The organism is Ferruginibacter albus, assembly GCF_020042285.1.
In the GTDB taxonomy this organism is placed as follows: domain Bacteria; phylum Bacteroidota; class Bacteroidia; order Chitinophagales; family Chitinophagaceae; genus Ferruginibacter; species Ferruginibacter albus.
The window spans coordinates 2766229-2789279 of sequence record NZ_CP083388.1; the positions used below are offsets into that span (position 1 = coordinate 2766229).

The 23051-nt window shown below is 36.8% G+C and carries 12 protein-coding genes and 1 tRNA gene; 6 read left to right on the plus strand and 7 right to left on the minus strand.

The window, feature by feature from the left end; genetic code table 11:
* Positions 1–13 precede the first annotated feature (13 nt).
* The 4 genes from K9M53_RS11930 to K9M53_RS11945 form a co-directional block, all read right to left on the minus strand.
* Positions 14–2953, minus strand: coding sequence for a hypothetical protein (locus K9M53_RS11930; protein WP_224015145.1), 2940 nt, complete (start codon positions 2951–2953; stop codon positions 14–16).
* Between the two features lie 26 nt (positions 2954–2979).
* Entirely contained in the window at positions 2980–4599 is a 1620-nt protein-coding gene (locus K9M53_RS11935; RefSeq protein ID WP_224015147.1) for a metallophosphoesterase family protein, read from the minus strand.
* Between the two features lie 291 nt (positions 4600–4890).
* Positions 4891–4965, minus strand: a tRNA-Val gene (locus tag K9M53_RS11940).
* A 120-nt stretch (positions 4966–5085) separates the two neighbouring features.
* Positions 5086–7773 (minus strand): LamG-like jellyroll fold domain-containing protein, encoded by a 2688-nt coding sequence (locus K9M53_RS11945; RefSeq protein ID WP_224015150.1) that lies wholly within the window; start codon positions 7771–7773, stop codon positions 5086–5088.
* A gap of 306 nt (positions 7774–8079) precedes the next feature.
* On the opposite strand from K9M53_RS11945, the gene K9M53_RS11950 reads away from it, so the two are divergent.
* The 4 genes from K9M53_RS11950 to K9M53_RS11965 are packed head-to-tail and all read left to right on the plus strand — an operon-like array spanning position 8080 to position 11341.
* On the plus strand, positions 8080–8733 hold the full coding sequence (locus K9M53_RS11950; RefSeq protein WP_224015152.1) for a class I SAM-dependent methyltransferase: 654 nt from the start codon (positions 8080–8082) through the stop codon (positions 8731–8733).
* A 43-nt stretch (positions 8734–8776) separates the two neighbouring features.
* Positions 8777–9844 (plus strand): hypothetical protein, encoded by a 1068-nt coding sequence (locus tag K9M53_RS11955; RefSeq protein WP_224015154.1) that lies wholly within the window; start codon positions 8777–8779, stop codon positions 9842–9844.
* 9 nt (positions 9845–9853) lie between these two features.
* Complete coding sequence (locus K9M53_RS11960; protein ID WP_224015156.1) at positions 9854–10738, plus strand: decaprenyl-phosphate phosphoribosyltransferase; 885 nt, start codon at positions 9854–9856, stop codon at positions 10736–10738.
* A 6-nt stretch (positions 10739–10744) separates the two neighbouring features.
* A complete protein-coding gene (locus tag K9M53_RS11965; protein WP_224015159.1) occupies positions 10745–11341 on the plus strand; it encodes an HAD family hydrolase in 597 nt (198 codons plus the stop codon).
* A 4-nt stretch (positions 11342–11345) separates the two neighbouring features.
* Here the strand turns inward: K9M53_RS11965 and K9M53_RS11970 are convergent, their stop codons facing one another.
* A complete protein-coding gene (locus K9M53_RS11970; RefSeq protein ID WP_224015161.1) occupies positions 11346–12212 on the minus strand; it encodes a transglutaminase family protein in 867 nt (288 codons plus the stop codon).
* Between the two features lie 10 nt (positions 12213–12222).
* On the minus strand, positions 12223–14769 hold the full coding sequence (locus K9M53_RS11975; protein WP_224015163.1) for a circularly permuted type 2 ATP-grasp protein: 2547 nt from the start codon (positions 14767–14769) through the stop codon (positions 12223–12225).
* 346 nt (positions 14770–15115) lie between these two features.
* On the opposite strand from K9M53_RS11975, the gene K9M53_RS11980 reads away from it, so the two are divergent.
* Positions 15116–16315, plus strand: a complete 1200-nt coding sequence (locus tag K9M53_RS11980; protein ID WP_224015166.1) for a cation:proton antiporter — start codon at positions 15116–15118, stop codon at positions 16313–16315.
* 73 nt (positions 16316–16388) lie between these two features.
* Positions 16389–17312, plus strand: a complete 924-nt coding sequence (locus K9M53_RS11985; RefSeq protein WP_224015168.1) for a T9SS type A sorting domain-containing protein — start codon at positions 16389–16391, stop codon at positions 17310–17312.
* Between the two features lie 84 nt (positions 17313–17396).
* Here the strand turns inward: K9M53_RS11985 and K9M53_RS11990 are convergent, their stop codons facing one another.
* Entirely contained in the window at positions 17397–22787 is a 5391-nt protein-coding gene (locus K9M53_RS11990) for an Ig-like domain-containing protein (protein WP_224015170.1), read from the minus strand.
* Positions 22788–23051 lie beyond the last annotated feature (264 nt).

The following is a 23051-nucleotide window of genomic DNA, read 5'->3' on the forward strand; positions in this document are numbered from 1 at the left end:
TGGTGAACATTTTTTATTTTAAATAAAATGCTTTCGATGCCTTCATAGCTATATCCCAAATACTTTTTAAATATTCTATATTAGCTTTTAATATTTCCTTTCTCTTTTTTTCTGATGTTGAGAAAATATTTCCTTTAGGATCAAGAAAAAGTTCTCGTTTATGATTTTTGTAGAATTGAATATTGGATTTTGAATTTACTAACGTTGTATCGTTTGCTGATTTCCTCATAATCGAATTATAATAACTTTCGGTAACTCGTGATTTAAAATGTTCATAAAAAGATTCTATTAACTTATAATTTAGAGAGATTATATCCTCATAGTGCTTTTTTTCTTCTGAATCAGTAAAGCCTTTATCTAATATATTAATTTTTATCAGTTCTTTAAATTCGTCTAAGGAAACATCATCACCTTCTTCTCCCATTTGTTTAAATTCTTGTTTTAGGGAATCTCCTAATCTTATTACAAAATCTAAAAGTGGTTTTTTTAATGAAAGCCAAAGTATATTTAACTCAACAGAAGGACAATCCTGATTTAATATTTCTAAATCACTTATCGAAATTTCACACATTAGATAGAACATTAAATTACACCTAATAAATAGAAACTTAAAATCGGCCTCATTAAAATACCAACTACCGTTTTCTTTATTCATAACATATAAATCGGCTCGTGTAAGAAAAAGAAACCAATGAGTGTGGTAATAAATTTTCAAAGAGCTTAGATCCTCATTATTCTGAAAATTATAGGCTAGCTTGTAAGATAAAAAATCTGTAAAAAGATATCTAATTGAATTTAATCCTATATATTCATCAATAAACTGAACTTCAAATTCATCTTTTGATCCAATTGATTGCTTTACACTTTGTTCAAAATTTATAATTTTTTCTTTTGTATTTTTTTCAATTATATTCTTTGGGTTTAATAAAAATGAATATTTTAGGTTAGCTAAATCCTTTACGAGAAAAGATATTACGTGGTTAGCTGCCTCATGCACACATTCACATGCATAAATAGATGGTTTAAATAAATGAGTAAAGTTTATTGTATTATTATATTTAGTCGAAGTTATTACATGGTCTATACGTACATTAACAAAAGGATCTTTAGAGAATTCACCATAAATCCTTTTTGAAATAATTTTATAAATCATATCGTAACAAAATAAAATTTGTTGAATTCCTCCGTGATGTTCAATATTAAAATCATTTATTTCTGTAAAATAATAACCATGAAAATGTCTATTCCAATAAGCTTTATTCCATGTTTCAATAAATGTAATAAATTCCTTAGCATTGCTTGAAATGATTTGATTTTTATCGTCAATTTCTTTATCCAAGAAATTTGACTCAGGATATAAAATATAATTTATTATACCTTCTATATTTTTATTTTTAGGGGATATATTCGAGATGTCTTCTTGATTAGTTTCATTATATAACAATTGTTCTTTTAAAAAAATTAATAAAGGCGATTTTAATCCTATAAAATAATTATACATTAATGGGTCGGTAACAGCGTCATTAAAGTTTAAAATCAAATTTTCCATTTGCCCTTTAATGGTGTGAGGAATTGGATATACACGAAGTTTTTCAATTATTTTATTAAACTTATTTTCATCAATTTTATATTCTTCTAATTCATAAGTGTAATGCTTTGAAATATCATAAGAAAAATACTTTATTGTATTTTCAAATCTTAGTTTAGCTTTATGATTTATAAAATTCTGAACAAACCCGGCATGAAATTTCTGGTTTATAGTAGATATTAAAAGGAAATATTCACTAAAAGAAATAAGCTCATTTGGAAAAACAAATGAAAATTTTCCATCCTGTATATTTTGATACAGATTTAAAGGTTTAATTAAACGCTTTCTCAACTGAGGGGAGAGGGCACCTAAAATAATTTGATTAGCATTCTCTTCATGTCCTGGCTTTATATTCCATGAAACTAAAATAAAATTCTTATCACATTCTTTTAAAAACAGTTCTTTTTCCTTAATCCTTAGCCGACCTTCTACTTTAATATTTTTTTTAGTGTTATAAATTACGTTATTAATATGATATCCAAAAGTTGTTGTTGAAGTGATTATTGGATGAGATTCTAGGAAATCTAAATCATTTATATTTTTATTATTTATCAAAAAAGCAAGAAAAGAGTTATTTGCTACGTCTTTTTGAATACACTCTATTTTTTTCTTTATCCTAATTTTATCATACTTGGAATTTAATGATTCAAACATAACAAGAATTTCTCTAAGATTATTTTTTCTTAATAACATTGAAATCTCATTAATAGCGGAAATACTATTCCCAAAAAAATAAATCGTTAATTCATTCCATCCCAAATTTTCGTTTATAATATAAAACATTTTAAAACCTGCCTCAGATCGTTTCTTTGTTTCTATGAAGTCATCAATTAACAATACTAAATAAAAATTTATAAGTTCAATAAAATTTTGTCCAACTCCAATTAACATCGAATTATTTAATTTAATTGACGTTATACCGGTGAATGGATAAAACTCCTTCCCGTTAAAAAAATCTCGGATAGCTCTATTTTGAAAAATTTCTAATTTTGAATTTTTGGAATTATATATTTCTATATTAGGTATTATTCCTGTATTTACTTGATATTTAAAATTTTTTCCCCCAGAATTTGGTTTGAACTTTTTTGTAGCAAAACTAAAATCATCAATAAGCGAAAATATTGCTAGATCAAAATTTCCAAATAAACAATAAGGAATTGGTTCATAAACTAATGAACTTGGGTGTGCGTTTTTTTGCAAAGCTTCATTTGATAGTGCGGAAATTTTTCCAAGTGATTCTTTATAACTTTTAAATATTTGCTTAATTTCTTTAAAGAAAGTCTGGGGATTATCTAATGATGGGATATCGGTAAAAGCAGAGAAAAAAGCATATTTAAAATATTTGTTGTTGTCGACATTAGGCATAACAGGAATATTTAGGAAACAGTAAATTATTGATAATAGAGAAAGTTAAGTTGGCAAAGATCATATTTGCTCTTTAATATAGCTGATTTTAATGACAGTATAAAATCATCTAAGTTACTGGGCAAATCTTCTTGATTAGAAGATATTTGGCTTATGTTTATTGCAAAAAAAACAAGAGGTCGAATTTTCTCATTGTTTAGTTTTGTTAGAAAATTAAATATTTTATTAGAGATATTGCCTGCATCTATTTTTGCAATTAAAATTGGATTACTATAGGCATTTAAACGTAAACAGTTCAGTCCCAAATACCTTGAAAAAAAGATATTTCTTTTATGAATTTTAACTTCAATAGCGTATAATTTTAATTGCGTTAATATTATTTCATTCCTATATTCATTTAAACTAAATCCACTAGGCTTTGAAATAGTATTCAATAAATATTTTATTATATTAATTTTTTCTAGCTCAGAAGATGTCTTTCTTTTTTTATTTTTTTCTTGAAAAGAATAGTAAAGGTTTTTATTTTTTATAGCCTCAAATTCAAGTGTTGTTGAATTATATTTATACTTTTTAACTTTAAATTTATCCAATTGCTTATTTACTTTTATTAGGGCATATGTAAATGGAAAACACTTGTCTTCGATTTTATCATTGGTAAATGTTGTTCCATTTGTAATAGTATAAACTTTTTGATACACTATCGAGGGTTCATGTAATTCTCCGTGAACATGTCCAGATAATATTATGTCACTACACTCGGCTAATTTATTAAAATTATTGTTTTCAGAATTTATGGGATAGATATACTCTGACTCATGCATATAATAATAAGGATGATGCATAAATGTAATAACAGGATAAGGAGATTCAATTAAAAAATTTGCTACTTTAGAAACAACATCAGTAATATAAAATAAATTATTTCTATCATTTAGACCACTAAAATTGCAGAAAAAGGAGCTATTAACTGATGCAATTCTAATTCCTAATACATCTTTAATGTATGTTGTTTTCAACCCATTATAAGGGAACTTTTTATCGATAATATTTATAATTTTTTTTGTTTCTAATTCTTTCTGTTTTTCTAAATAAGTTTTGAAGTATTCATTTTCGAAATCAGAAAGAAATTTTTTTAATTTCTTTTTATCAGGATCATCAAGGTTAAATTGTGAAACCGTATATAAGGTATTCACAATTTCACTTGATGTAAAAGAATTTTTATTTTTTAGCTTAGGATTATTTTTCTTTGCAGAATACAGATATTGATAGGCTGAAACTATATTTTCTCTATTTATATCATGGTTTCCTGGCGTAGAGAAAATTGCATTCTTTAAAGCTGGAAAAGATTTCACCAATTTTTCTATTAAGCTAAAATAGTAGTCGTAAGCTTCCGCTTTCCCTTGATTAACTAAATCTCCTGCTACTATAACAATGTCAGGCTGCCAATCACTATTAGATTTTGCCAAATTTTCTATACTCGAAACAAGCTTTGCATTAATTTCATCTGCAAGATTAGTTTTGGTTTTAGGGTCAAATTTTGTTTTGTCAAAATGTAAATCGCTTATTAATAATATATTAACCTCTTTCATTAGCCGTTCAAGATCAAGTGCCGAAAACAAGTCTTGAAATCTATAAGATTTTTTCATTAAGGCAGTCAATAATAAGTTAAGAATTATTTTATATTAGCGTAATATATTATTTTTTTCTAAAAAATAATAATACTTAAATGAATTGAAAAAATAATATAGACTACTATATAAAAACGTAGGGAAAGACAAGTAGTGGTTAAAGAAAATTATTAGTGATAGTTAATGTTCAAGAATTGTTTTAAATATTTCTCAAACGCTAGATTGTACGTTAATTTTGTATGCAAATTGTATGCAAACTATAAAAAACAAGAAAGGCTTTCAGTTATTGAAAGCCTTATCTATATTGAGTGGGAGTTGACGGGGTCGAACCGCCGACCCTCTGCTTGTAAGGCAGATGCTCTAAACCAACTGAGCTAAACTCCCTTTTTTATAAACGGAGTGCAAAGATAAGCGGATAATTATTTCTCCCAAATTTTTTTAGTATCATTTATCAAATAAAAAACCTGCCGGTCAAGCGGCAGGTTCACTTATAAAGTAAATGTGTTATTGTTTAATGATCTTTTTAGCTATACCGTTGCTGAAGGATATAAAATATACACCCTGCGGATACCTGCTTAGGTCGATCGTTTGCCTGGTATTCGTCAACGTGATCACCGACAAGGTTTTTCCGGTAGCGGAAGTTAAACGCATTGATGTATTCAACAGTTTATTATTTGTTACCTGTATCGTCAACGCTGTTTTAACAGGATTAGGATAAATAGTAACAGCAGCTCCTTTTAAAGTATACGTTAATACTACGGTATTGCTGTAGCTAAAGTTACCATCCTTGTCTACCTGTTTCAGTCGATATAAGTTGGTACCCTGCAAAGGCGTTTCATCAACAAAATCATATACAGACGAAACATCAGCGGCATTTACAAAGCCTATCTTTTGCCAGGTCTTACCATTATCGGCAGAGCGCCAAACTTCGTACCCGCTGTTATTGATCTCTGCACTTGTTTTCCATGTTAATTGAGCAACATCGTTATTCAGCTTACCGGTAAAAGATTGCCAGGTAACAGGCAATACTGCCGTGCTGCTTACTGCAAAGCTGAACGAAGCTGCATCTGCATCATCGCTATAAACGGTTACACGGGCTGTTTTGTATAAATTATCGGTAGAATGGAACTGAATGGTAAGCGACATGGAATTGCCCGGAGCTATTGTGGTAAGCAACGGACCGGAGCTTACACTAAAATTGCTGCTGTCGGTTCCTGAAACATGCACCGAATCAATGAACAAAGGCGATGCTCCTGTATTTTTAATAGTAAAGGTTTTAGAAAGCGTACCACCGTTCGCTACACCAAAATCGGTATTGTCTACCACGCTGGTAGTAGTGTCACCGGCTGCTATACAAATTGCATTCCCTGTTATATTGATATTAGGATAGCCTCTTACACTTTGTACAATAACAGGTGTATCGGCGATCCAGTTGGAAACGGTATTGTTCAGATCAAAATTATGCAGCTTACCGCCGTAACCGGTACAGCCTTTATGGCTTACATCGTATAATGTATCAATGCCTGTATTAACGCCGCCGGCTACCCCATTTTTAAAATCATAGTATGCCTGCAGGAAGGGCTCGTCGCCGGTAAGGGAGGAATCTTTATACGCCAATATTTCAGCCGGTGTTCTAACGGTATTCCATATGCGCACTTCGTCTATCACGCCGCCAAAATAATTGCTGCCGCTGAAACGTCCTATTTCAAGTGCTGTTTCCTGCTGGGGAGGATTGTTGCCAACAGAATCTCCTATCAAAACCCCGTTCTTATATAATCTCAATTCCTGCGTAACAGAATCGTAAGTTACTGCAACATGATACCAGGTATCTGCGTTTAATGGAGTTACATCTGTCAGCTGGTTGAAATTAGGGAAATGACCGGTAGCCAATTTGCCATTATTAATAAAGAGCGCCGTATTGGTGCCGGAAAGAATATTCGGAAATCCGCCGATAACCGTATTAAAGTTTGGTTTGATCCAGGCTTCTTTGGTATAGGAACCTGTGATGGGAGCAGTAAGCGCCACATAATCATCTACACCATCCATCGCCAATGATTTACCCGGACCGGCATAATTTCCTGTAACGGCATAGGTGAACGTACCTTCATCTCCATCATCATTTGTAATAATTACCTGTGCATTTTTTACTCCTAAATTTCCGGTAGGAGCAAACTGTACTTGTAAGACTGCCGATGAACCGGCAGCGACGCTGGTAACAGGCGAACCGACAACAGAAAAACTGGAAGGATCTGTACCGCCTATTGTTATACTGCTGATAGTAAGATCAGCACCACCTGTGTTTGAAATGATATAGTTCACTGTTATGGGTGTAGCTACGTACACACCAAAATTGGTAGAATCAGTAGTGGAAGGTGTATTGTCCCCTGTATTGATGCAGGAGGAGTTACCGGATACACTTATATTCGGATAGATGTTGGCTGCGGCACCGGCTAATACAACACCTGATGAAACAAAGTTGGATATACTACCGTTCAATGCAAACCCATTAAAAGTACCATTGTAAGGAGAACATTTATCAGCGCTATCAGGCAAAGACGTGATAGCGGTATTATCTGCGCCACCTACGCCCTGGTTAAAATTGTAATAAGCCATCAAGCCGGGTTCATCGCCGGTCAAAGAAGAATCCTGGTAATCGTTGATCTGCGTAGCAGTTCTAACAGTATTCCATATACGCACTTCATCCATTTGTCCGGCCCAGAAAAAACCTGCCTGGAAAGCACCTATGTAATTGGCTGCATCCGTGTACCCCTGAAGGGTTCCGCTTCCTACTTCTACTCCGTTCTTATATAATTTTATATCGCCGGTTGCGGCGTTGTAGGTAACTGCTACGTGATACCAAACGCCGGGATCCAAAGGCGTATTGGTTCCATCTGCAACTTGTGCATACGATGGAGAGATATGCGCCACCGTTAGTATTCCGTTTACCACGTCAAAGGCCTCATCCGTTCCTGAAATAATATTGCCGGTTGCGAGGGAATTATCTGCTTTTATCCATGCTTCTTTGGTATAAGAGCCTGATAAAGTGAAGGGCAGTGTTACGTAATCGCCGGAGCCGTTAAAGTATAGCGCATTACCCGACTGTGAAAAGACTGAAGAATGGGATAGTAAAAGAACAAAAACATATGCAATAAGACGATATGTTTTACGAGTGTTTCGTAGATCTTTTTTCATGTGAACTTGTTTTATGGTGGCAAATACTTTAATGCTACAGGCTAATATCAGGCCAGTATGCAATAAAGGCATAGAAAACAGAATAATGTATTTGTTACACGGAATCTTGGAAAAAAAATCTAATGGGAAGCATTATAAAGATACTATTACATTTACTTTTTGCATAAATATTGTTTTTTTAGTATAATAAATTGTGGAAAATTTTCCCCGCTAATTTCTACAGATTTTAAAAGATACCTTATTAATAATCTTCGGCATATATATAATATTTTTATTTGAATGCCGTTATCTTCGTACTACAAACGCATGCAGACAGACTTAACCAATAAAGCAATCATCGATTTTTTAAAGCGCAGGTATAAGCCAACCAATTTTATTGATGCGCTTAAGATAAAATACCGTTCGCTTATATGCCCTTTTATCAGCTTGATACAAATGGTAAAACCGGGCGAAAAAGTGGGTGATGTAGGATGCGGATCAGGACAGTTTTTATTGCTGCTGTCAAACTTCGCCTCCCCCTCCTATTTATTCGGCATTGAAATAACCCAACGCTTAATTGACAACGCCAATAATCTTTTTTCAGAACTTCCTGCCGGATCGTATGGCTTTAAAACGTATGATGGCATTAGTTTTCCTGAAGAATTAAAAGAGATGGACGTTATTTTCCTGATAGATGTGCTGCACCATGTACCTAAACAGAACAGGGAACTTTTTATAGCGAACCTTGCAAAAAGCTTAAAACCTGGGGCAAGACTGGTACTGAAAGATATCGATGCATCCAGCCCGTTTGTATATTGTAATAAGCTTCACGACCTTATTTTTGCCGGAGAGATCGGAAACGAAATAAGCTTTAATAAAGCAAAAACATTGCTGCAGGATAATGGATTGGAAATAATTGAACAAAACAAACGCTTAATGTATGTCTACCCCCACTATACCATCGTTGCAAAAAAGAAATAAACTTAAAACCTTTTTATTCTGCGTGGGATTTGCATTGCTGTCAATGTATCCCATCTACCATAATTTTTATTACAGCAACGGGTTATTAACCTATGAACGGCACCGTGCAGTAATTGAAAAACGTTCTGAATTTTATAACCCCTGGCAATACCGGGTGTTATGCCCTTATACCATAGAAGGAATGTTATGGGTGTACAATCATACTGTTGATAAAGTATACCCGGTAGAACAAAAGATACATTTCAATATTCAGAGCACATCGGGCACCAACGAAGAGACCGAAGAATTTATAAAGCTGATGCAAACACCGGGAGCCATCAAGTACATGATCCTTTTTATATTATTCCGGTTTATTGAACACGTATTTATCTTTTACCTTACCTGGCGGTTATGGAACTATTTTATTAAAAATAAATGGCTGCTATTTTTTGCATTGAATTTTTTGGCTATTTCTTTGGGGAATGCAGGAGCCGCTGCAGACCTGACCTTCAACACTTATCTCGATATCATTTTCTATTTGATCGCTGCCAATATGATCGTATATGGTGCTAATTCATTGTGGTTATTTGTGATCATTCCTTTTGCAGCATTCAACAGGGAAACCTCCATGATGATCCCGGCGTTATATTTTATTTCTCAAACAGATTTTACTCAATTCAGCTTTAAAAAATTAAATATCAACAAAATTGGTTGGCCAAAGAAAAGCTTGTGGTTACAAACCGCTGCATTGTATGTGATCTTCTTCAGCATATTCTTTTATTTAAGATGGTATTTTGGCTATCGTCCGCAACAGGTATGGAAAGTGCCTTCGGGATTGCCTATGCTGAAATTAAATTTATTCAGCGCTGTGGGTGTTAAAGCCTATTTTGAGCTGATCGGAACATTCGGCATTATCCCTATCATTTTATATAAGTTCAAAAGCTTTCCTCACCTGTTAAAAAAATGGTTCCTGTTTTTAGTACCGGTATGGTTTCTTATACATTATGTATCGGTAGTGGCGTATCAGCCAAGATTATTTATGGTACCGTTGATCTTGATTTTTATGCCGATGCTGTTGTGGCTGATCGATAAAGAAGGTAAGAGGGATGCCCAGCTTACGCATGATTCATAACTTTAAGCAATGAAAGCATATATACAATTAATACGACCAAAGGACTGGGCAAAAAATATGTTTTTGTTTGTGCCTGCTTTTTTTGCCGAAAAGATCTTCGACAAAAATTTATTATTGCATATCTGCGCAGGCTTTGTATGTTTTAGTCTTATTGCCAGCAGCGTTTATATTATTAATGATTACAGGGATATAGAAGATGATAGAAAACATCCTGTAAAAAACAAACGACCTTTGGCTTCGGGCGTTGTATCTAAAACAGCTGCATTAATTATCCTTGCCCTATTATTAATAGCCGGCTTTACAGGTGCGTGGATGATCCGTGATAAATTTTTATTTGTATTGGCTATTTATTTTGTACTGAATCTTGGGTATTCATTTGGCTTAAAGAATATTCCTATCCTGGATATCATCATTATTGCTATTGGATTTGTATTGCGTGTTAAAGCAGGCGCTGTAATTCCACGTATTGAACTGAGTGAATGGTTAACGATCATGGTTTTCCTTTTATCCTTGTTTATGGCAATTGCTAAGCGCAGGGACGATGTATTGATAAAATTAGAATCGGGCAACGATATGCGTAAAGCTGTTAAGGGATATAATTTGGATTTTATTAATGTGGCCTTATCATTGATCTGTGCTATTATAATTGTCTCCTATTTAATGTACACGATGTCGCCTGCAGTTACCGCACGGCTTAGCTATAGAGTATATTATACGTGCCTGTTTGTATTAGCAGGTGTTTTTCGTTACCTGCAATTGATCTTTGTACAACAGGATTCTCAATCACCCACAAAGATCTTATATAAGGATCGTTTCATCCAGGCAACCATAGCGCTTTGGATTATTAGCTTTTATATCATACTTTACATAAAGGATATCCATATTTTTAAATAAAGCTACTTGCAAAAAACTATTGCCTTTTTTGATTTTGATGGAACCATTACCACCAGCGACACCATGTTGGAACTGATCCAATATTGTAAAGGAAGTGCAGCTTATCTATCAGGAATGATATTGTTATCACCTACATTGATCTTAATGAAAGCGGGAATAATTTCTAAAGCTGCCGCTAAAGAAAAAATGTTATCTCATTTTTTCGGCAACATGCCGCTGAATGATTTTAATGAAATGTGTCATCGTTTTATTGATAACAGGCTTCCTTCTTTAATTCGTCCTAAAGCAATAGAAAAGATAAAAGAACATCTTGCCAATAACGATAAAGTTGTAGTAGTTTCTGCATCAGCAGAAAACTGGATCGGCAAATGGTGCACCACAAACGGATTATCCTGCCTGGCAACTAAATTATCTGTTTCCAATAATGTAATAACAGGCAAATTGGCTGGTGCCAATTGCAATGGGGAAGAAAAAGTAAACCGCATTAAAGCTGCTTATACGCTTTCGGATTATTCAACTATTTATTGTTATGGAGATACTAACGGTGACAAACCTATGTTGGCACTTGCTACTTCTTTTATTTACAAGCCGTTCAGGAATTAGTAAACTAAACTCTGCGCATATCAACAGCTACAGATAAGTTGTGATCGCCTACGCTGAAAATAACACCTTTTACGGGAGCAATATCAAAATAATCTCTTCCCCAACCTACTGTTACATGCTGCATGGATGGGAGCTGGTTATTTGTAGGATCAAAATCAACCCAACCTGTGCCGGGAATAAAAACTGAGAACCATGCATGAGAAGCATCTACCCCTATTAATTTTTCTTCGCCTTCAGGAGCGATCGTTTCTATGTAGCCGCTTATATAGCGTGCTGGTAAACCCATTGCACGCACGCAGGCAATAGCCAAGTGGGCGAAATCCTGGCATACTCCTTTTCTTTCTTTGAATACTACTGATAACGGTGTTGCAATGGTAGTAAATCCGGGCTTAAATATAAAATCATTGAAAATACGTTGCATCAGGTCGTATACAGCATCGAACATTGTTCTGCCAACGGTAAAAGACCGTGCAGCATATTCCAATATGTCTGCATTGGCCCTTGTAACAGCCGTATAAGGAATGTACTGGCTAACTTCCAGCCAGTCGCCCTTATGCTGATGCAGCTGCTCTTTCACTTCCTCCCATGATATATTGCCAGGAAGATATTCATCATTATTCAATTTTTGTATTTCTGATCTAACCGTTACCGTTAGTATCTTATGTTCCTGCTGAATGGCAAAGTAAACCAGCTTATTGCCAAAAAAATCTTCATACTCGTTGTAAACATCCGGCTTAGGTTGAATATCTATATTGGCTCTGGCACAAAGTTGTGTAGCAGTATTACGTGGCAGCAAGCGTACAATATTATAGCACAAGCCTACAGATTCGTCATATTGATAGGTGGTAGTATGTGTAACTATATAATTCATTTCACTTCCTTTATTCTGCCAAAAACAATTGTTGCTGCTTTTGCTGATGCTTAAAATATCTTTTTGAAATAGCGTTATTAATAGTTTGCAACAGATCACCTGCTTCTGTCAAAAATGCTTCCAGGCGTTTGTATTTCTTTTTGTTTGCTTCAATAGATGTCAATTGAGCCTTGTGTGCCATTTCCATTAACTCCTGTAATTCAAGCAATAATTTTTTATGCTCTGCAAGGTCTCCTTCTTCTACTTTATCAGGCAACGAATAAATGCTTACATGCAAACGCTCCAACTGGTAAGCCAATGAACGGGGATTGTTCGCATCAAACAACATCAGCTCTAACACCAATGGCAATTGAATATGCGCTTTGTATTTATAACGGTAACTCACCAAACTTTCATTACTCACTAAAAATGCTTCCTGCAGATTATATTCTATCTCATCCTTATACCGTGTGACCAGCATCGACATGATCATATTTATCAGTAAAAGACTGTACTCTATCTTACGACCCGCATCTAATATTAACCAGCCTTGCTCTCTCGAAATGCTTTCCCTATTCAATCCCATAAATGCCATCATGGAAGTGATCAATTGGTTCAATGGGTCTATCATTCCTAAATTCACATTTTCTGTATCAGGAATATTTTGCCATAACTCTTCCATGCCCCGTAACAGGCGCCAGGCATCTGTTGACCAATGCTCCCTTACGGCATAGACAGTATTTTTAAAAAACTGGTAATTATATTTTAAACTACCTGCCCTGTTTTCATTTAATAAAACATCTTTTAATTCAGGAAGGGGCTTTTCCATTAAGCGTATGCTTTTTGCAAAGCCGGGATGCGTATAGGTATATTGCGTCAAAGCTTTCAATAAGCGACGCTCTGTTTCTATATTATTCTTTGCCTGCAGGCGATTGCCCTCGGTAATATATTGTACAACCGTTCTGAAAAAGCGGGCATTCCCTAACACCCGTTCTGTATACCTGCCCACCCAGTAAAGATTTTCGGCAGTGTGGCTTGGCAATACCGGCGTAGCATATTCCAGGTCTTCGATGGATGGTTCGCTTACTGAACCTACAATGGTGCGTTCCGGTTCAGTTCCTATTACCCATGTATCTTTACTTAAGCCCCCCAACTGGTTAGAAATAACAAAATTTCCTTCTTCTGCAGAAGTACGACTTAAGCCGCCGGCGAGAAGCGTGTATTCGTTACTGTTATTCACCATAAAGCTCCTGAACAGTGTATTGCGGCTCAAAATTTTTCCGTCAACTAAAGAAGGTACCGGCGTAATGCCTACTTTCTCCTGCCCTACATATAATTGCGGATCAGCTTTTATTCTCAACGCCAGCGCTTCCAGCTCTTTGGATGAAAGTTCCGATCCATCTGTTGATGTTGGCGCACCCGTTTCTCTATATATTCTTTTTACTACCAATGAAGAAAGATTATCCAGCACATACTTCAATTCTTTCGGCTGACCACACCACCACGAAGCAATGTTGTGCATCACCAGGTCTGTATCAAAATAATAACGGCAAATATTTTCCAAGAAAGGCATAAAGCCCGGGTTTTCCAAAACACTGCTCCCTAAAGGGTTTGCAATGCTTACATTGCCGCTGCGTACTGCCTGCAATAAACCGGGTACCCCTAACTGTGAGTCATTTTTTAATTCCAGGGGATCGCAAAAAATATCATCCACCCTGCGCATGATCACATCTACTTTTTCCAACCCTTCCAGTGTTTTTAGCCAAACATAATTGTCCTTTACCAATAGATCATTGCCTTGCACCAATGTATAACCCAACAGGGATGCCATATACGAATGCTCAAAATAAGTTTCGTTATTAGGTCCCGGTGTTAATATTACAATGCGTGGGTGATGATTATTATGCGGAGCCATATTGCTTAACGCATTGCTTAAAGCAGTAAAATAAGGTTGCTGATGACGCACGGTTAATCCGTTGAAGAGTTCCGGCAATATGCGTATCATGGCTGCACGGTTTTCCCATGCATAGCCGGAGCCGGATGGAGCCTGTGTTCTGTCTGTTACTATCCAGATCTTTCCATCGTTGCTTTTAGCCATGTCGGCTGCATATAAAACAAGATTGCTTTTATGCGGCAAATTTATTCCTACACATTCACGTAAAAATCCCGGGTGACGGTATACTAATTCCATTGGCAGCAAGCCGTTTTTTATCAGTTGCTGCTCTCCATAAATATCCTTTAAAATTAAATTGAATAATTCGGCACGTTGTGTTAAGCCCGTTTCCATCAAATGCCATTCTTTTTCGCTGATGATATAAGGCAACAGGTCCAACTCCCACGGACGATTCAATCCTTTCGGATCACCATATATATTATAAGTAACGCCGTTCTCTTTCAGCAACCGTAACAAAGCATCGTTGCGACTGTTTACTTCTTTGTATCCTAATTTATTAAACGATTGAAAGAATGTATGCCAATGCCGGCTCAGGATCTCATCATTGCCTGATAAACCCTCATAATTGTATCCTTCCGTAAGGTATTGCTGAAAACCTGCATCGTCCAATAACCCTAAAATCATGCAAAAAATTTAAACCGTTGATCAGTTAGTTGGTGTTAAACCATAAAAATACTGAATAAAACGGTTTTAACCAGAATCGCACAGTACACACAAACACGGATATATGTGTTCCTATAATTATTTTTTGGGGCTATCGTCATTATAAAAAATCAGCACCAGTTCCGGCTGTACGCTATACTTCCGCTGCGCTAAGGTGTCGCTTCCATCCGGCAGCCTTTCAACAATATTATTCTATTCAGCTTTTATCAACCCGAAATGCATTTTACGCTTCCCATTTTGTCTATAGCTATTTACATCAACTCCATAGCGCATAGGTTTTGTATCTTTAATACTACTTCAATCATTTATGACAACCGCCATCATTATAACTATTTGTTCTTTACTTTTAATTGCATACGTTTTCGATCTTACTTCGTCTAAAACAAAAATCCCGTCTGTAATATTATTATTACTGCTTGGCTGGATCGTAAAGCAGGCAGCGGATCTATTAGACATTCATATACCTAACCTTACACCACTGTTACCAATACTTGGTACTATAGGACTTATATTAATTGTATTAGAAGGTTCATTGGAACTGGAATTGAATAAATCAAAAACACCAATGATCGCAAAGTCTTTTGTTGTAGCCCTATTACCAATGGTGCTATTAGCTTTTGCCGTTGCTTATTTTTTACATAAGTATGAAAATGTTTCTTTGAAAGATGCACTTACCAATGTTATTCCACTTTGTGTTATCAGCAGCTCCGTTGCTATTTCAAGCGCAAGATCACTAAGCACTCATAACAAAGAATTTGTTATTTATGAGAGCAGCTTGTCTGATATCATCGGTGTTTTATTTTTTAATTTTTTTGCATTGAACAGTACCATTGGGTTTGATTCATTCGGGCATTTTTTATTGGAGTTGGTCATCATTATTATTATTTCTTTTGTAGCTACCGCAGCCCTTTCATTGTTGTTGAACAAGATCAACCATCATATAAAATTTGCGCCCATTATTTTATTGGTCATTTTGATATATGATGTTTCAAAAATTTATCATTTACCCGGATTGATATTTATTTTATTATTCGGATTGTTTTTAGGCAACCTCGATGAATTAAAACGTTTCAAATGGATCGAAAAATTAAAGCCCGATGAATTAGATAAAGAAGTACATAAGTTTAAAGAATTGGTGGTAGAAGCTACGTTCCTGATCAGGGCATTATTCTTTTTATTATTCGGCTATTTAATTAATACATCCGAATTACTAAATACTGATTCATTGATTTGGTCCGTTAGCATTGTAGCAGCGATCTTTATTATAAGAGCCATCACATTCAAGCTGTTTAAAATTCCATTGAACCCGTTATTGGCTATCGCTCCAAGAGGCTTGATCACCATCCTGCTGTTTCTTTCTATCGAACCGTCTCAGACCATTCCCCTGATCAATAATTCGTTATTGATACAGATAATCATTTTAACTGCCCTGGTAATGATGTTTGGCTTAATGTTAAATAAGCCTGCCATAGCATCTACAAATGAAGAACTCGATATTTCCTCTTAAAAATTAATTTTTCATAACAGGGCAACCATTCGGATGAAGTTATTCGATTGTGTTTTCTATAAACAAAATTGTTATGAAAAAAATTTACACCTTCCTTTTACTGATTTCTTTTTCAAGCGCTGTTAAAGCTACTATCATTAATATAAGTGTTACGAACTACCAGTTTAGTCCTGCTAATGTTAATGTAAGTGTAGGAGACGTTGTACGATTTAATTTTGCACCGGGCACTTTTCATAATGCTACTACTAACGGTGTTCCAAACGGGTTACCTTCAGGCGCTGCAGCATTGTATAGTGGAGACGCAGGCACCCAAACTACCTACAGCTATACAGTAACCACAGCAGGCACGTATGAATATGTTTGTGAAATTCATGGCGATGCTGCTACTTACAGTGGAATGAAAGGAGAATTCACTGCCTCAGGCGTAACTCCTGTTATTCTTAATAAATTTTTAGTAAATATCAGTTCTTCAAAAACGGCCTTGCTTACCTGGAGTACTCAAACAGAAGTAAACACAGATTATTTTTCTGTAAAAAAAAGTACAGATGACATTCACTTTACAGAGATCGCAAAGATCCCTGCTACAGGAAATTCTTCAGCCCTGCAACAATACAATTATACTGATAACGACATCAGCAATAACGACAAATTTGTTTACTATGAACTGGCAATTGTTGATAAAGACGGTAATCAAAAGCTGAGCAATATAGAAGTGTTCAGAAATGCAGCTGCTTTACCTAAACTAATTACACAGATCAGTCCGAACCCAATTACCAAACCCGGTCAGCTAATGGTATATTTTAATTCAGAAAAAACAGGAGCAATGAAAGTGCAGGTTTTTGATGCAGAAGGACGACGGGTTCTCTCCACGAATATGAGCGCTATGCCGGGTTTAAACAGTGGTCATATTCATGTTTGCGATTTCAGTCCGGGAATTTATACTATTAATTTTTCGCTGGATGGATTAAAAGAAAGCAAACGAGTAGTAGTAAATTGATCTTTATAGTTTACAATTGATCCATAAAATAAAAGCGCCTCTTTTTTAAGAAGCGCTTTTATTTTATATAAACTTATTCGTTGTTTACCTGATAACAGATATAGAACCACTGATTGGTTTTTTGCCATCCACCAGCTTAATTATATAATAGTAAGTGCCCACCGGTACAGGGTTTCCATGAACAGTTCCATCCCATGCATTATTGCTGTAGGATAAACCTGCCACTTCATACAACAACTGACCGTAACGGTTGAAGATACTTACGGTTGATCCTTCGTATCCTTCCAGGTTCGTGATCACCCATTTATCATTGATCCCATCTCCATTCGGTGAAAATGCATTCGGTATCACCGGTATCTTTAAGATCAGCACCTGTACGCTGCTCGTGTCTGAACAACCATCAGCCGTGGTTACCTTCATCGTATACAGCTTATCCTTTAACGGTGTTACTGTTGGTGTATCGATGTCTGTTCTGTTCAAATATGTTGCAGGAGACCAGCTGATCGTAAGCGTTCCTGTACCACTTGCCTGACCATTCAATCTCGCTGACTTACCTTCTTCCACTGCCACTACCGGACCTCCCGCATAAGCAGATACTGCACTAACCGTTACCGTTATCCCCGTTCTCGGACTTTCACAGATACCGTTGGAAGAAGTCACGTAATAAGTTGTACTGCCTCCCTGGTCTGTCAATGGTGTTGGTGCAGTCGTTCCTATCGAAGCTCCAAAAGAATTGTACCACGTTAAATTAGTACCATTGGCTGTTAAAGGCTGTGCCAGATCCTGCTGGCAATATTTTACGATACCATTGTTTCCTACCGTTGGTGCAGGCGGTATAGCCGGCGGGGCATTGATAGGGGCAGGAGCGGCATTCGATAAACATCCCCCTGCATTGCTTTTGCCGATCACCTGGTAATTACCCTGTGATAAGGCGCCGCTCGTAGCTGAGGTCTGGTAGGTTACTCCGTTATCAAAGCTATACGTAGCATTGTTTTGTGCATTTACAACCGTTATAAATCCATTGGTATTGGTACAGGTAGGCTGCACTATATTCAATTGAGGATCGGCAGGAGCTGTTGGCTGGGTATTGATAATAGCTGTGGTTGCTGTTGAAACACAACCTCCGCTTATTTCTTTCACCAATACCTGGTAAGTGCCGGCTACCAAAGCACTGCTGGTGCCTCCGGGTTGGAAGGTCGCTCCGTTATCAAAGCTGTATTCAACATTAGGTGTGGTACTGCTTGCTGCAATAGTACCCGTAGCTGATGTACAGCTTGTTTGAGTGATATTGGCAGCAGGTGCCTGCGGTATCACAGGTGGCTGATTGATCGTAACTGATTGTGATGAGGATATACAACCTCCTGCTATGCTCTTTACTACCAATTGATAGGTATTCGGCAATAGATTACCAACAGTAGCTGATGCCTGGTAGGAATTACCATTATCAAAACTGTAGGTTACTCCACTTGCAGGTGAAGTAACGGTAATCGATCCCGTTGCTGTAGTACAGCTAGGCTGTGTGGGAGTACCGGTAGGTGCTGAAGGAATTGCATCCACTGTAACCTGCATAGTATCTGTACAGGTATTATTATCTGTATAAGTAATTATAGTTGTTCCGGTAGAAATAGCTGTTACTAATCCGGCATTACTAACACTGGCAACACCACCATTAGAAGATACCCATGCATTAGATGCAGCAGCAGTAGCTGTACTTGCTAATTGCGTAGTACTATTTTGACAAAGCTCAGCATTCCCCGTGATCAACGGCAATGCATTTACGGTTACAGGTAAACCGGCGCTGCAACCATTGATATCAGTATAAGTAATAGTAACTGCCCCTCCTTTTAATGCTAATATCTTTCCGTTCGTTTGATTAATAGAAGCAATAGAAGCATCAGAAGTTGACCATGGATTTGTTGCTGCCGGCGTACCGGAAGCTGTATATGTTGTACTGGTTTGTGCGCATACATTTTGAGAGCCACTAATTACAGGCAGGTCATTTACTGTTACTGTTGCTGTAGTATCATTACCTGCAGCATCCAGATAAGTAATAGTGGTAGTTCCTGCTTTTTTACCACTTACTAATCCTGTATTATCTATGGTTGCAACAGTAAGGTCAGAAGATGACCATGCCGTTGGTGTAGCCGGACTTGTAGTTGCCGACAGCTTTGTGGTACCGTTCACGCAAACCGTTAGCTTACCGGATATGATCGGACTAGAAGATACAGATACGACAGCAGTTGTCGTACATCCGTTGCTGTTAGTATAGGTAATAGTAGTTGTACCATCTACCAAACCTGAAACCAATCCTGTATTACTTACAGTGGCTACAGAAGTATTGGAAGATACCCATGCATTAGAGGCTGCCGCTGTTGGAGAACCTGTTAACTGTGATGTACTGCCGGTGCTTACAGCTAAAGTGCCGGTGATGGTTGGCAGATCATTCACTGTTACAACGGCACTTACTGTATCTGCATTGCTATTGGTATAAATTATTTTACTGGTACCAACGCTTACAGCCGTTACAAGACCTGAGTTACTTATAGTAGCTACTGAAGTATTGGAAGATACCCATGCATTAGAGGCGGCGGCTGTTGGAGAACCTGTTAACTGCGTGGTTTTATTTAAACAAACACTTAAATTACCCGTAATAGTAGGTAAGGTAGTAACGGTTACGGTTACCGTTTTTTGACAGCCGTTGCTATTCGTATAAGTTATAGTAGTAGTACCTGCTGCAATTGCGGATACCTTACCTGTATTATCTATTGTTGCAACTCCTGTATTGGAAGATGTCCAGGGAGCAGATGCTGCGGGAGTGCCATCTCCTGTTAACTGAGACGTGCTGCCCGCTGTTACTGTTGTAGTGCCGGATATAGTAGGTATAGCATTAACCCATATAGTAAGAGTATCCTGGCAACCATTACTATTTCTAAATGTTATTAGAGCATCTCCTATTAAAAGCTGCGAAGTTACTTTCCCTGTGTTATCGACTGATGCAGTTAAAACAGGCGATGATGTCCATGGGTTTACAGTAGCAGGAATAGCTCCGGTGGTTTCTGTCAATTGAATGCTGCCTCCTTGACAAACTGTTGTTGGTCCACTAATATTAGGAACCGGATATGCAATTACAGTTACAGAAGCATAAGCTTCGCATCCATCCGCATTTTTCGCTACAAAATAATAATTACCTTCATCGCCGGGAACAAATATTTTTGAATACCCTTTATTTTGATTGCTATCACTATAATCACGTCCAGGAATAACTGTGGCTGTACTAAATGTGGACCCTTTCATCCATTTCCATTCATCGCCTGTATCAGGGTTTCCAAAAAGAAGTATAGAGCCTCCCGGGCAAAAAGCCCCTCCACCAGTAGCTGCAGGGTTTAAATTTCCTTGTCCTTTAACAAGCTTAAAAGAGTAAGTCATGCCATCGTTACCACATTCAGAAGCTAATGGAGGTTGACCATTGGCAGCTCTAACACTATCACTGGAAACTTTTGCCCTGTAATAAGTAGTTGTGGTAGTTGGCGTAGCAGAATAAACACCTGTCCTTTCGGGGTTACCGATATTCGTCCATGGACCATTAGGTGAAGAAGCACTCATCCACTGGTAGTAAACAACACCCGAAGAGCTACCGGTAATGGCTAACGGCAGGTCATAAAAAGTAGTAACCTTTAACGGTACAGGCGTATTGCTACAAGTTGAAAGTGCAGTATCTTTTGTTCCACTATGATAGAGGTTAATGGATGGCGTACATTTTTTCACCACAATATCATCGATCATCAGGTCATTCCCTGCAGAAGCGCTACCCACCAGGTTGGTTACCTGTAAAGTATAAGTCGGACTTCCGGTTGATGGTGTTACAAATGTTACAGATGCTTCGTACCATTGTTCGTTAGCAGGTATTACGCCCGTTTGTACAGCATCCACTTTTGTTGCTCCATTATATATTGCAAACTCCATACTTGGCTTTGTTTCGGAACCCGTAGCCAAAGACGCATACCATACGGTAAATTCATACCGGGTATTCTGACATAAATTATCAAAGTTTGATTTATAAAAAACTGAATTTACATTACCTGTAGCATTGATGAACAAAGCACCGCTACCACTTCCACCGGTATGGTCTTTCACTTCGGGACGGTTCTGCCAATAATTCCCTGCAAAAGAACTTTGCACTACTGCATACTGTCCATCGTTTAAAGAATTACAGGTACTTCCAGCATAGGTATAAGCAGCGTCAATAAAATTCTTTGTTCCTTTATCAGGAATATCTGCATATCCTCCATGCCTTGAACCATCAGGTGTTCCACCCGTTGGACAAACATATGTAAGTGCATTAAAGCTTTGTCTATATACTTCATCGCTTGTACCGCCCACACTACTGCAACATATTTTTGATGTCAATGTAACACTTGCAGTATCCCACTCTCCTTTTGCTCTATAGTTATCTTGTGTACCAGGACCAATAGCGCTCACAACATTTAATGTATCGGAGGTTCTTCCGGGAATTAATGTTCCATTCTTATACCAGCTGTAAACAGAACCTTCGGAACCTATTCCCTGCGCTGTTAAAGTTATTTCTGTTGCTTCACAAACATTCGTTGTACCACCGGAAACATTAATAGCTTCCTGTTGGCAGCCATATACTTTAATATAATCTATCCCTAAAACAACAGGCATAGTGGATGAACCATCTTGCTTGTAAAATGTAAAGGTGAATCCATTGGTTTTATCACCCAAGGTCATCTGTCCTGTTAAGATAGCATAAGACCCTGCCGGTGTAACCCTCATTATGTGAGAGTTTTGATTTCCCCAGGCATCCCAACCACCACTTGCAACATTGTCTCCATTTGAACCTGTCCAGTTGGTATTACTTTGACCGTCGTGCGCATTATTGGCATTACCTTCCCATTTGATCTTTAATTCATTGTTCCAGTTACACCATTGGTTACAGCCACCAGGCCCTGTTGAAGGCGCAGATATAACATTGTATACTTTTATTTCTACATAATACGTTTGAAGCGGTTGTAAATTCCCAATTTGAAATTGTGCAAATTGATCGTCCTGCCCTTGCCTTGGGTTTATCACCATCATACCGTCAGTAGGTATATTGGCATATTGAGGGTTAAGATCTTTAGGGTTTCTTACAATAGCGTATTGCCTGCTGTTATTTAAATTACTATTTGGGTTTGCCCAATCTATATTTTGGCTGGAAAAGTTTCCGGTAGATGTATAGGTATAAGCAGTTTGATCGATAGAAAAACCGGTAGAACTAGCCTGGTTAACATCCCAACGAGCAGGTTCGGCACCTCCGCCGGTATAAGCAAAAGAAGCATTTGCTATTGCTCTTTGATTACAAGGCACTGTCTGCGACATCACATTTATCGTACAGAAAACTGTACTTATTAAGATCAATACATGTTTAAGTGCCGGTAGAATTTTTTGTAAGTTCAACGTAGGAGTTCTCTTCATAAATTAAGCAATCGAAAATTTAAAATATCACCCAGAAGTTATCTGAATGATTTATTCATTTTAGCTAACAGTAGATGCCGGATACAATGAAAAGGGCTGCTTGCAAATTGAATTTCCAGGTGAATTATTTCACGCTTTATAAAAATCATCTTACGCAAGCCTTTAGTTAATCCCGTCAAAAAACCGGCAAATTAAGCTTTTAAAAATTATTAACGTTATAGCAATAACAATCCTTAAAATTACTTAAGACAGGGTTTTTATTAT